The sequence below is a fragment of the Reyranella sp. GW821-FHT14A01 genome (genome assembly GCF_058803965.1).
The window spans coordinates 208,478-221,178 of the sequence record NZ_JBXAPM010000007.1 but is presented as its reverse complement, the minus strand read 5'-3'; the positions used below and the strand labels follow the sequence as shown (position 1 = coordinate 221,178).

The 12,701-nt window shown below is 67.2% G+C and carries 9 protein-coding genes; 5 read left to right on the top strand and 4 right to left on the bottom strand.

The genetic code is table 11. The annotated features are described in order from the left end of the window. Nucleotides 1-79: 79 nt before the first annotated feature. Together AC1ROX_RS14195 and ppc are read left to right on the top strand one after the other, a co-directional pair. The gene (locus tag AC1ROX_RS14195) at nt 80-1,927 is read left to right on the top strand and encodes an AMP-binding protein (protein WP_493126586.1); all 1,848 of its coding nucleotides are present in this window, start codon (nt 80-82) and stop codon (nt 1,925-1,927) included. Between the two features lie 40 nt (nt 1,928-1,967). Then, complete coding sequence (gene ppc / locus AC1ROX_RS14190) at nt 1,968-4,742, top strand: phosphoenolpyruvate carboxylase (RefSeq protein WP_493126585.1); 2,775 nt, start codon at nt 1,968-1,970, stop codon at nt 4,740-4,742. A 95-nt stretch (nt 4,743-4,837) separates the two neighbouring features. On the opposite strand, the gene AC1ROX_RS14185 is transcribed toward ppc, so the two are convergent. Together AC1ROX_RS14185 and AC1ROX_RS14180 are read right to left on the bottom strand one after the other, a co-directional pair. Next, on the bottom strand, nt 4,838-5,995 hold the full coding sequence (locus AC1ROX_RS14185) for a M23 family metallopeptidase (RefSeq protein WP_493126584.1): 1,158 nt from the start codon (nt 5,993-5,995) through the stop codon (nt 4,838-4,840). 56 nt (nt 5,996-6,051) lie between these two features. Then, nucleotides 6,052-6,900 carry a LysR family transcriptional regulator gene (locus AC1ROX_RS14180; protein WP_493126583.1) on the bottom strand — a complete coding sequence of 283 codons (849 nt, stop codon included), beginning with the start codon at nt 6,898-6,900 and terminating at the stop codon, nt 6,052-6,054. Nucleotides 6,901-6,978: 78 nt separating this feature from the next. On the opposite strand from AC1ROX_RS14180, the gene AC1ROX_RS14175 reads away from it, so the two are divergent. From AC1ROX_RS14175 to AC1ROX_RS14165, 3 genes are all read left to right on the top strand, one after another. After that, nucleotides 6,979-8,181 (top strand): pyridoxal phosphate-dependent aminotransferase, encoded by a 1,203-nt coding sequence (locus tag AC1ROX_RS14175; protein WP_493126582.1) that lies wholly within the window; start codon nt 6,979-6,981, stop codon nt 8,179-8,181. 76 nt (nt 8,182-8,257) lie between these two features. Next, nucleotides 8,258-9,136 carry an SDR family NAD(P)-dependent oxidoreductase gene (locus AC1ROX_RS14170; RefSeq protein ID WP_493126581.1) on the top strand — a complete coding sequence of 293 codons (879 nt, stop codon included), beginning with the start codon at nt 8,258-8,260 and terminating at the stop codon, nt 9,134-9,136. After that, the gene (locus AC1ROX_RS14165) at nt 9,133-10,281 is read left to right on the top strand and encodes a DSD1 family PLP-dependent enzyme (protein WP_493126579.1); all 1,149 of its coding nucleotides are present in this window, start codon (nt 9,133-9,135) and stop codon (nt 10,279-10,281) included. Before AC1ROX_RS14170 ends, AC1ROX_RS14165 begins: the two co-directional genes overlap by 4 nt. Nucleotides 10,282-10,330: 49 nt before the next feature. Here the strand turns inward: AC1ROX_RS14165 and AC1ROX_RS14160 are convergent, their stop codons facing one another. Both AC1ROX_RS14160 and AC1ROX_RS14155 read right to left on the bottom strand, forming a co-directional pair. Beyond that, nucleotides 10,331-11,536 carry an MFS transporter gene (locus tag AC1ROX_RS14160; RefSeq protein WP_493126577.1) on the bottom strand — a complete coding sequence of 402 codons (1,206 nt, stop codon included), beginning with the start codon at nt 11,534-11,536 and terminating at the stop codon, nt 10,331-10,333. Further along, nucleotides 11,536-12,663 carry a CaiB/BaiF CoA transferase family protein gene (locus AC1ROX_RS14155; RefSeq protein ID WP_493126575.1) on the bottom strand — a complete coding sequence of 376 codons (1,128 nt, stop codon included), beginning with the start codon at nt 12,661-12,663 and terminating at the stop codon, nt 11,536-11,538. Before AC1ROX_RS14155 ends, AC1ROX_RS14160 begins: the two co-directional genes overlap by 1 nt. Nucleotides 12,664-12,701 lie beyond the last annotated feature (38 nt).

The window sequence follows — 12,701 nt, the reverse complement described above, 5'->3', positions numbered from 1 at the left end:
CCCTTGCCCCGCAATGGTTCCCGTCCCTAAATCGCGGTCGACAGGACAAGCGCCGGGGAGAACGTCGTTGGACAGTGTAATGCAGGTTCCGTTCAAGCCCACCGAATTCCTGAGCCGCGACATCGATATCGAGCGGCGCGCCGACGGTACCGTGGTGCTGCAGTCGAACCACAAGCTGAAGCCCTATGCCCGCCACGTGCCGGCGCTGCTGGCCAAGTGGGCGGCCGAGGTGCCGGACCGGTTGTGGCTGGCGCAGCGCCGCGGTCCCGAGCGTGACTGGCTGAAGGTCACCTATGGCGAGGCCAGGAGCCAGGTCGATGCGGTGACGCAGGCACTGCTCGATCGCGGCTTCGGCCCCGACAGGCCGGTGATGATCCTGTCCTCGAACTCCATCGAGTTCGCGCTGCTCACCATGGCCGCCATGCAGGCGCGCGCGCCGGTCGCGCCGGTGTCGCCGGCCTATTCGGTGATGAGCCAGGACCATGCCAAGCTGAAATACGTCTTCGACCTGATCAAGCCCGGCCTGGTCTTCGTGCAGAACGGCGAGATCTATGCCCGCGCCCTGGCGGCGCTCGATCTCGAGGGCGTGCTGCTGGTCCATGTCGACAAGGCGCCGCCGAAGATGCAGTCGCTGCCGTGGATGGAGCTGGTCGCGACCAAGGCGACCGATGCGGTGGCGAAATCCATCGACGCCATCGAGCCGAAGACGGTTGGAAAGTTCCTGTTCACCTCGGGCAGCACCGGCATGCCCAAGGCGGTGATCAACACGCAGGAGATGATGTGCGCCAACGTCGCCATGATGAGCATGTCGAGGGTGCGCAAGGCGGATGCGCCCGCGCCGGTCATGCTCGACTGGCTGCCGTGGAACCACACGATGGGCGGCAACGCGACTTTCCAAGGCAACCTGAACGAGGGCGGTACGACCTGGATCGACGACGGCAAGCCGTTGCCCGGCCTGTTCGAGGAGACGCTGCGCAATCTGCGTGAGGTCTCGCCGACCTCGTTTTCCAACGTGCCGGCGGGCTACGCGATGCTGGCGACAGCGCTGGAGAAGGACGAGAGCCTCGCCAAGCGCTTCTTCAAGAACATCAACGTGCTGTCCTATGGCGGCGCGACGCTGCCGGACGATCTCTACGAACGAATGGAGGCGCTGGCGGTGAAGCACACCGGCTGCCGCATCCCCTTCGTCACCGGCTGGGGCTCGACCGAGACGGCGCCGACGGCGACCAGCGTGCACTGGGCATCCGAACGTGTCGGTCTGATCGGTCTTCCGTATCCGGGCGTGCAGCTCAAGATGGCGCCGACGGGCGAGGAGGGCCGCTACGAGCTGCGGCTGAAGAGCGTGATCGTGACGCCGGGCTATCACAAGCAGCCCGACCTCACCGCGAAGATGTTCGACGAGGAGGGCTTCTACCGGATCGGCGATGCCGGCCGCTTCGTCGATCCGGAGGATCCGACCCAGGGCATCATCTTCGACGGCAGGGTCGTCGAGGATTTCAAGCTGACCAGCGGCACCTTCGTGCTGGTCGGCACCCTGCGCACGACCGCCATCGCCGCCGTCTCGCCGGTGCTGCAGGACGCCGTGGTCTGCGGCCAGGACCGCGAGTATGTCGGCCTGCTGGGCTTCCCCAACGTCGCGGCCTGCCGTCAGCTCGCGGGCGACAGCGGCGCGCAACTGCCGCTCGACAAGCTGCTCGCCCATCCCGCCGTGGTCGGCCGGGTGAAGGAGGGTCTCGCGAAGATGAATGCGGAGGGCCGCGGCTCGTCGATGAAGGTGAAACGCGTGCTGCTGATGACCGAGCCGCCGCAGGTCGATGGCCAGGAAATCACCGACAAGGGCTATATCAACCAGCGCGCCACGCTCGAACGCCGCAAGGCGCTGGTCGACAAGCTCTATGCCGGCGGCGAGGGTGTCATCGTGGCCTAGACCGTGCATCGGTCGCAGGACAGGAACTGAGGGGCAGTCCATGGACCAGATCGAAACGCCCAATAGGGAAGCGGCCAAGAAGGATGTGCCGCTGCGCTACGACACGCGGCTGCTCGGGCGCATCCTCGGCGAAACGGTGCGCGACCAGGAAGGCGATGCCGTGTTCGAGCTGGTCGAACATATCCGTCGCATCGGAGTGCTGTTCCATCGCGATGCCGACGAGGCGGCGCGGCAGGAGCTGCAGGCCACCATGAGCGGGCTGCCGACGGACCAGGCCATCCGCATCATCCGCGCCTTCGGTCATTTTTCGCATCTCGCAAACATCGCCGAGGACCAGCACCATATCCGTCGCACGCGGGCCTACGCCGTGGCCAAGGCGCCGCCGCAGCAGGGCACGATGGCCTATGCGCTCGGCCGTGCCGCGAAGGCCGGCATTTCGCGCGAGCGACTTCAGGCCTTCTTCGCCCATGCGCTTTGCAGCGCCGTCCTGACGGCTCATCCGACCGAGATCCGGCGCAAGAGCTCGATCGACCGCGAAATGGAGATCGCGCGGCTGCTGGATGAGCGTGACCGGGTCGAGTTCACGCCGGACGAGCTGCGGGCCAATCGCCTGGCGCTGCGCCGCGCCGTGCTCACTTTGTGGCAGACCAGCATCCTGCGCGACACGCGGCTCAGGGTGATCGACGAGGTCGCCAATGGGCTGGCCTATTACGACCATACGTTCCTGCGCGCCCTGCCGGTCTTCTATGCCGACCTCGAGGATCGGCTCGGTAGTGTCGATGCGGCCTGGCAAAACATCGACGTGCCGTCCTTCCTGCGCATGGGGAGCTGGATCGGCGGCGACCGCGACGGCAATCCTTACGTCACTGCGGACGTCACGCGCCAGACGCTCACCATGCAGAGCCAGCGGGCGCTGCGTTTCTATCTCGAGGAACTGCACCGGCTGGGCAGCGAACTGTCACTCGATGGCCGCATCGTGCACGTCTCGGAGGGATTGCGCGGGCTGGTCGAAAGCTCGGCGGATCGCGCGCCGGAGCGCAAGGACGAGCCCTACCGGCGCGCCATCGTCGGCATCTATGCGCGGCTGGCCGCGACCGCGTGGACGCTCGACAGGCTGGAGCCGCCGCATCCGCCGGTCGGGACGGCGCCCGTCTACGAGACGGCGGCCGATCTGAATGCGGATCTCGACATCATCGACCGGTCGCTTTCCGAAAACGGCTCCGCCGATCTCGCGCGCGGCCACCTGCGGTCGTTGCGACGCGCCGTCGATGTCTTCGGCTTCCATCTCGCATCGCTCGACCTGCGGCAGAACTCCGACGTGCATGCGCGCGTCATGGCCGAGCTGCTGGCGGCGACCGGGACCGGCATCGATTATGCCGCGCTCGACGAGGAGGCGCGCGTGGCCCTGTTGACCGGCGAGCTCGGCAACATGCGGCCTTTGTCGTCGGCCTATCTCTCCTATGGCGACGAAACGACCGCCGAGCTGGACCTGGTGCGCGTGGCCGCCGATGCGCATCGACGCTACGGCCGGGCCGCCATGCCGCACTACGTGATCTCCAAGGCCGACAGCGTCTCCGACATCTTGGAAGTGGCCGTGCTGCTCAAGGAAGGCGGACTGCTCGATCCGCGTGAGGACCGCCTCGACGTCGACATCGTGCCCTTGTTCGAGACCATCGGCGACCTGCAGCGCTGCGGGCGGATCATGGACGATCTGCTCGGCCTGCCGGCCTATCGCCGGCTGCTCGCGTCGCGCGGCAACACTCAAGAGGTGATGCTGGGCTACTCCGACAGCAACAAGGACGGCGGCTACCTGACCTCGACCTGGGAACTGTACAAGGCCGAGCTGGCGCTGATCGAAACTTTCAGGCGCCACGAGATCGGGTTGCGCCTGTTCCACGGCCGCGGCGGCTCGGTCGGACGTGGCGGTGGGCCGAGCTACGATGCGATCGTGGCGCAGCCGCCGGGCGCCGTGCAGGGTGCCATTCGCATCACCGAACAGGGCGAGGTGATCGCCGGCAAGTATTCCAACGCCGAGATCGGACGGCGCAATCTCGAAACGCTGGCCGCCGCCACCCTGGAAGCCTCGCTCCTCGACGCCGACAGGCCGCCGCCGCCCGCGGATTATCTCGCCGTCATGGAAGAGCTGTCGGCGCACGCCTTCCGCGCCTATCGCGACCTCGTCTACGAGACCGAGGGGTTCGACCGGTATTTCCGTGAATCCACGGTGCTGGACGAAATCGCCTCGCTCAACATCGGCAGCCGCCCGGCCTCGCGCTCGAAGAAGCAGGGCATCGAGGATCTGCGCGCCATCCCCTGGGTGTTCAGCTGGGCGCAATGCCGCCTGATGCTGCCGGGCTGGTACGGGTTCGGCGCGGCGATCAAGGCGTGGACAGCCGCGCGGCCCGGCGACGGCATGGCGATGCTACAGGAGATGCACGACAACTGGCCGTTCTTCCGCACCATCCTGTCGAACATGGACATGGTGCTGGCCAAGAGCGACATCGCCATCGCCTCACGCTACTCCGAGCTGGTGACCGATGCGGCGTTGCGGGTCCAAGTCTTCGGCCGCCTGCAGCAGGAGTGGCAGGCGTCGATCGACGCGGTCTGCGCCATCACGCGACAGAAGACGCTGCTGGAACTCAACCCGCTGCTGGCGCGCTCGATCCGCAACCGCTTCCCCTATATCGACCCGCTCAACCATGTGCAGATCGAGCTGCTCAAGCGTCACCGCGCCGGCGATGGCGACCCGGGTGTCGTGCAGGGCATCCACCTCAGCATCAACGGCATCGCCGCCGGCCTGCGCAACAGCGGCTGACCCAGGAATCGCGCCCCGGGCGGGGGGAGCGCCTGTCCGTTTCATTCGTTTCGTTTATTTCGTTTGTTTCGTTTACGCGGCTGATAGGCCAGCCGTCAGCGCGCGAACTCGACGACCGAGAGATCGAGCGGCAGGACATTCTGGAAACGCCGCGACGGCGTGAAGGGCGTCAGCGTGAGCGGCGTGCCGGTGGCCTCCGCTCTGTCGAAGTCCGGCGTGCCGGCACGGTCGATCGCCGTGATGGTGAAGGAATCGAAGACGTAGGGAATGCCGTTGGCCAGGAGCGGAGAGGGTCCATCCATCACATGCAGGTGGAGGTGCGGCGCCTGGCTGTTGCCGGTGTTGCCGACCTTGCCGAGGATGTCGCCGCGCTTCACCCGTGCGCCGGCGCCGACCAGCACGCTGCCGGGCTGCAGGTGGGCATAGAGGACATAGGCGCCGCCGCCGATGTCGAGCACGATGAAATTGCCGTCGGCCTCGGCGATCGGCAGGCCTGCCGGCAGGGCGCCGGGGACCTGCTCGGCCAAGTCGTTGCGCGCGGAGACCACGGTGCCGTCGGCGACGGCCAGCACGGGACGGCCATAGATCGTGTAGTTCTTCGGATCGGCGAGGTCGCCCTTCACCACGCGGTTCTCTCCGTCGATCTGCTCCCAATCGCTGGCGAAGCGTTGCGCCAGCGCGAAGCTGCCGTTCAGGGGCAACAGCGCCCGCACGTGACGGATCGTGTCGCAGCAGCCATCGGCCGCGACGAAGCCTGTGCCGGTCAGCGGCGGTCCGAGCACCGGCGGCGGCGCCCGATTCACGTCGGTCGTGCCGACGGTCTCGGTCATGTCGACCGGGTTGGGCAAAGCGAGGCGCAACGAGAGGCGGTGCACCAGCGAGGACGGGATCGGAGCCTCGGCCTCGAGCGGCACGTGCAGGAAGACCACGCCGAACTGGCCGGTGCCGAGATCGGCCGATTCGGCCCCGCGCCGGCCGCCGATCGACAGGCGCCGGGCGATGGCGTCGCGATCCAGGGTAAGGAGCGTCTTCGCCGTACCGGTCTCGAGCACCTCGATTTTCTGCAGCGCCGTCGCGGCCGGGCTGGCATTGGCGAGATCGAGCTCGTAGACGAGATGGCGTCTGCCGTCGGAGCCCGGCACCGCCTGCGGCGGGAAGAGTACCCTGGCGACCAGCGGGGTCATCACCGGGTTGGGAACCGGCGATTGGGCGACGGCCGGCAGCGCCGCGACAATGAGTGAGATCAGGAGCATGAATCTCATTCGTGAAACGCTATGCTTGCCTCGCGGTACATGCAACACGCGAAGCGTCAGCGTCCGGCCAGCGCCCGGAACGAGCCCCCCAGCAGCTTGATTGCCTGACGCTTCGCCACGCTGCCGGTTCCTGAAATCAGGATGACGTCGCGGGCGGGCAAGGGCGGCAGGCCGAGGCGTTTCCCGACATCGACCGTGCCCATGGGGGCGACGCGTCGTGCCAGGGCGGCGACGGCAAGACCGGCGCGGACCGCAGCGCCGATCGTCTGCGCGCCGCCGCCGACGAACACTTCGGACCAACGGATGCCGGCCTTGTCGAGCGCGCTGACCGCCATTGCGCGGACGTTGCAGGGCGATGCCTGCGTCGCAAGAGGCAATACGGCACCGGGTCGGAAGTCGAAGTCCGGCACGGCGGTCCAGCGGAACTCCTCCTTGAACAGCACCTCGCCGCCGCGACGCTTGCCGTCGTGATTGAGCACGATGGCGCAATCGCTGGAGCCGTCGTTGATCGAGGCCATCGCTTCGCCCGACGTCGTGATCCTGACTTCGACGACGAGACCGGGATCGGAGCGGTGCAGGTGCTGCAGCAGGGTCGTGAGATCGGCGCCGACGATATGATGGCTGATCGACACCGTGATGCGCCGCTGCTCCTGCGTGAAGGCACCGATGGCCTTCTGCTGCGCCGCGACCAGCTCGCGCGCGGCGGTGAGGAAGTTCGCGCCGTCGGGTGACAGCCGGACGAGGCGCGGCGTGCGGTCGAGGAGGCGGCGACCCAGCGCTTCCTCGAGGCGGCGGATCTTCAGGCTGACGGCGGCCTGGCTCGAATTCAACGCCGCCGCCGCGCGCGTGAAGCTCGCCAGGTCGGCCACGAGCACGAAGGCCTGAACCGCCGATGCGTCCAGCATCTACCATATCCTTCCGTTATCTCTGAAACATCTAATCATCTATTTTTGAAATGATCAATCCGGACTACCTATCGCGTCATGTCCATTGTCCAATCCAAGACGCAGAGTCTTCATTCCTCGCCGGCCGCCGCCTTTCGCCGAAAGGTGCTCGACCTTCGAAGCCAGGGCCGCACGGTCATCGACATGACCGCCGGCGACCTCGACTTCCCCACGCCGCCGCACGTCGTCGAGGCCGCCGTGGCCGCGGCGCGAGCGGGCGACACGCGCTACACCAACGTCGACGGTACGCCCGAGCTGAAGGATGCGGTGCGCGGACATTTCCGACGCCAGAACGGTCTGGAGTTCGGGCGCTCGGAGATCATCGTCAGCAACGGCTCATCGCAGGCCATCGCCACCGCCTTCGCGGTGACCTTGAAGCCGGGCGACGAAGTCATCGTGCCGAGCCCCACCTGGGCGACCTATTACGGCCAGACCAGGCTCGCGGGCGGCGTTCCGGTGCCGGTGTCCTGCGCCCAGAACAACGGCTTCAAGCTGCGGCCCGAGGATCTTGCGCGCGCTATCACGCCGCGCACGCGCTGGGTCGTCCTCAACAGTCCGGTCAATCCAACGGGCGCGGTCTATACGCGTGCCGAACTGGCCGACCTCTGTGCGGTCCTGCGGCAACATCCCGATGTCTGGGTGCTGGCCGACAATCTCTACGAACATTCCGTCTACGACGGCCGGAAGGCGGTGACGCCCCTCGAGGCTGCGCCGGACCTGCGCAACCGCACCGTCACGATCAGCGGCGTGGCCAAGAGCTATTCGATGATGGGATGGCGCATCGGCTATGCCGCGGCGCCGGCCGATCTCGTGGCGGAGATGACCAAGGTCCAGTACCTGGTGACCTCCTGCACCTCGTCGATCAGCCAGGCGGCCGCGACCGCAGCGCTCAGCGGTCCACAGACCGTGCTGGCGGAGCGTCTGGCCCTCCTTCAGGAAAAGCGCGACCTCGCCGTCTCTCTCGTCAACGGCTGCGAGGGCCTCTCCGCCACGCCGCCCGAGGGCACGTTCTATCTCTGCATCTCCTGCGCCGGCGTGGTCGGCAAGCGCACGCCGCAGGGCCGCGTGCTCAACTCGGGCGAGGATGTCTCCGACTATCTTCTCGATCGGGCCGGCGTCGCGCTTTTGCCGGGCGAGGGCTACGGGCTTCCCCATTATGTGCGTATGACCTTCGCTGTGCCGACCGAACACATCCACGAGGCCGGGCGGTCGATCGGAGAGGCGTGCGCCGCGCTTACCTGAGCCGTGGGGTGGCGAAACGTCAGACTTGCCTCGCGATGCCGACGACACCACCATGGCATCGGAGGACGAAACCGGCATGAATCGACTGGCGGGCAAGGTGGCCATTGTCACGGGTGGCGCGAGCGGCATGGGCCGCGCGACCGTGATGCGCTTCCTGGCCGAAGGCGCGAAGGTGATCGTGGCCGATCTCAACGAGGCCAATGGTGCGGAGACGCTGGCGGTCGCCAAGACGCAGGGCCATGGCGACAGGATCGGCTTCGTGCGCTGTGACGTTTCAAAGGAGACCGATGTCGCGGCGATGGTCGCCGAGGCCAAAAGCCATTTCGGGCGGCTCGACATCGCCTATCTCAATGCCGGTGTCGGCGGCGCCTTCGGGCCGATCGCCGAGACCAGCGTCGAGGACTGGGACTATACGTTCGCGGTGCTGACGCGCTCGGTGTTCCTCGGCATGAAGCATGCCTCGCAGGCGATGAAGGAACACGGTGACGGCGGCGTGATCCTCGTCACCGCCTCGATCGCCGGCATGGTGGGCGGCGGCGGCAGCCACGCCTATTCGGCGGCGAAGGCGGCCTGCATCAGCCTGATCGAGAACGTGGCGACGGAGCTGGGCCCCGATCGCATCCGCGTCGTCGGCATCGCGCCGGGTGTGATCTCGACGCCGTTGGTCCATCGCGGCCGGCCCGACAAGTACGAGAAGCAGTTCGCGCAGCAACCCTGGCCCGATCGCGGCGAGCCCGAGCATATCGCCGGTGTGGCGACTTTCCTCGCCTCCGACGAGGCACGTTTCATCACCGGCGAGACGGTGAAGGTGGATGGCGGCCTGCTGGCCCAGGGCGTCGCGCTCTGGGGCACCGGCGCCGACAACACCTTCATGAAGAGCGCCGGCGTCAACCGCGGCACGACCGGCGAAGCCATGGTCGTCCGCACATTGCAAACCGAAGGACAGAAGAAATGACCAGCGAAGCCCAGCGCCTGCACGGCCACCTCATCGGACAGCAGGGATCGCGCGGATCGCTCAACACGCCGGCCCTCGTGCTCGACCTCGACATGCTCGACCGCAACATCGCGGAGATGGCGAACTTCGCCAAGGCGCACAACGTGAAGCTCCGGCCGCATTCCAAGACCCACAAGTCGGCCGACATCGCCAAGCGCCAGATGGCGGCCGGCGCGCTGGGCGTCTGCTGCGCCAAGCTGGGCGAGGCCGAGGCGCTGGGCGAGGCGGGCGTGCAGAGCCTGCACATCACCTCGCCGGTGGTGACGCCGCAGGCGATCCAGCGGCTGGTGGAACTGAACGCCAAGGTCTCCGACCTGATGCTGGTGGTCGACCATCCCGCCAATGCCGAGGCGCTGGCCACTGCTGCCGCAAAGGCTGGCAAGCCCCTCACCGTGATCGTCGACATCGATCCGGGTATCCACCGCACCGGCACCGCCTCGCCCGAGGCCACGGTCGCGCTGGTGCAGAAGATCGCGAACTTCAAGTCGCTGCACTATGCCGGCGTCCAGTTCTACTGTGGCCGCCACCAGCACATCGTCGACTTCAAGCAGCGCACCGCCGAGATCAAGGAGCGCACGGAATACCTGCAGGGCATCCTGGCGAAGCTGGAAGAGGCGGGGCTGAAGCCCGGCATCGTCACCGGCTCAGGGACGGGCACGCATTACATCGACGCCAAGCTCGGCGTCTTCACCGAGCTGCAGGTCGGCTCCTACGTGTTCATGGACCACGACTACAACGTCTGCGACCTGCGCGGCCTCGACAAGCCGACCTTCGAGCAGGCGCTGCAGATCGACGCGCGCGTGGTCAGCGCCAACACGCCGGGCATGGTGACGGTCGATGCCGGCCTGAAGGCGATGGCCACCGAGAAGGGCCCGCCGATGATCCTGAAGGGCGCCGCCCCGGGCGCGACCACCCGCTTCATGGGCGACGAGCATCTCGCGGTGATTGCGCCGGAAGGCCAGCAGGCCCCCAAGCTCGCCGAGCAGGTCGTGCTGACGCCGCCGCACTGCGACCCGACCGTGAACCTCTACGAGAGCTATCACGTGGTGAAGGGCGACACGCTGGTCGAGATCTGGCCGGTCACGGCGCGCGGAAGGTCGCGCTGAAAATTAAAGGTCCCTCGCTGCGCTCGGGATGACAAACTTCGCTTTATTGTCATCCCGAGCGCAGCGAGGGACCTTTCGCTTCTGATTGTCCCACCAGCAGCCCACCCTTCCACGTGCGGGCGAGCATAAGCAGGGCACACATGCCGATGGCGCTGACGATCGTCATGCCGAGAAACGCGCGCTGGCCGTACTCCGAATAGAGCAGGCCCGAGAACTGGTAGACGACCGCCTGCGTGGCGCCGGTGCCCAGCGCGTAATAGAGGCTCTGGCCGATCGCGGCGCCGTGCGTCGGCAGGGCGCGCTGCAGGAAGGCCATGGCGCCGAGATGGCAGGCGGCGAAGGTGCAGGAGTGCAATGCCTGCAGCAGCACCAGCGCCCACAGCTCGGTGGTGAAGGCCATGCCGGTCCAGCGCACCAGGCCGGCGGCGAGGCCGAGACCGATCAGGCCGCAGACGCCCAGCTTTGCCAGCAGCCAGCCGCCGAATAGCATCAGCACGATCTCGATGGCGACGCTCTCGGCCCACAGCGCGCTGATCGTCACGGGATCGATGCCGGCGCCGCGCCATGTGAGCGTGCCGAAACTGTAGAGCACGGAGTGACTGGCCTGGCAGAGGCCGCAGGCCAGCAGGAACAGGAGGAACGCCGGCTGGCGCAGCAGGTCGCTGACGCGGAACGGCGCGTGCCCGTGCGCGGCGGCGGCAGCGCGCGGCGGCGTGGCCGGCAGCAGCATCGCCAGCGGCGCCAGCAGCACGATGCTCGCCATGCCGACATAGAGCACCCAGGGCGGGCCGTAGCGGTCGACGGCGATGCCCGCGAGGAACGTGCCGAAGATGAACGCGACCGAGCTCCACATGCGCACCCGCGCATAGTCGAGCCCGTGCTTCTTGGTCTCCGTCACCAGCACGCCATCATAGAGCGGCATCGGCGGCGACCAGAGGAAGCCCCAGATCATGGTGACGATGAAGATCGCCAGGAACGAGTAGGAGAACTGGTAGGCACCCATCATCACGACGGCGCCGATGCCCAGCGCCACGATGACGCCGCGCGGGCCGCCCAGGCGATGGACGATCCAGCCCACCGAGAGCGTGGCGATCACGGTGATGATCTGGCGCGACATGAACAGCGTGCCGATCTCGGTGTCGGTGACGCCGCGGTCGCGCAGCCAGACCGGCCAATAGCTCATGAAGGCGCCGGCGGCGAAGAAGTAGGCGCCGCCATAGGCCGCGAGCCTTAAGCCCGTCAGCCATTTGGACATCAGGCGGCGAACTCCTTGCGGATCGCGTCGCTGTGCTGGCCCAAGGTCGGCACATCGCCCAGCCGCTCGGGTTCGCCGGTGTAGGAAGCGGCCAGCGCCGGGATCGAGACGTCTTCGCCGCCGATCGAATTGAAGCCGGTGCGACGGAGCTGCGGATGCGTCGACAGGTCCTTCACGCCGCTGACCCTTGCCCAGGCGATCTGCGCGGCGTCGAGGCGGGCGGAGAGATCGGCGAAGGTCTGCGACGCGAAGCTCCTGGCCACGATCGCGTTGGTGTCGTCGCGCCGCGCGTTGCGCGCCTTGCCGGTCGCATAGTCCGGGTCCTTCTCCAGACCGGGCCGGTCGATGACGTTGTGGCACAGTCGCTCGAACTCGCGATCGTTCTGGATCGAGATCAGCACCGGCACCTTGTCCGAGGTCGGATAGACGCCGTAGGGCGCGATGAACGGATGGGTGAGGCCAAGCCGCGGCCATTCGTAGTTGGAATATTCCATGCCGAGCAGCGGCACGGTCATCCATTCCGCCATCGAGGAGAAGAGCGAGACAGAGATGGCGCGGCCCTCGCCGGTCCGGCCGCGCGCGATCAGCGCCTCCAGCACGGCGGCATGGGCATACATGCCGGTACCGATGTCGGTCGCCGAGATGCCGACCCGGCCGGGCGCATGCTCGGTGCCGGTGATCGAGGCCAGGCCGCTCTCGGCCTGGACCAGCAGGTCGTAGGCGCGGCGGTTCTTGTAGGGACCGTGGTCGCCGTAGCCCGAGATGTCGACGGTGATCAGCTTCTTGTGCGCCGCGCGCATGGCGGCCGAGCCGAAGCCCGCACGCTCGGCGGCGCCCGGTGCCAGGTTCTGGATCAGCACATCCGCCTTGCCGATCAGCCGGTGCAGCAAAGCGAGGTCGTCCTTGGCCTTGAAGTCGAGGGTGAGGGACTGCTTGCCGCGGTTCAGCCAGACGAAGTAGCTCGACTGGCCGTGCACATAGGCATCGTAGCCGCGCGCGAAATCGCCCTCGGGCCGCTCGATCTTGATGACGCGGGCGCCGGCATCCGCCAGCCGGGCGGCGCAATAGGGAGCGGCCACCGCCTGCTCGACACTCACCACCAGCAGACCGTCCAGCGCTCCAGGCATTGCTAACCTTCTCTCCGTTCAGGGCCCGAACATGCCCC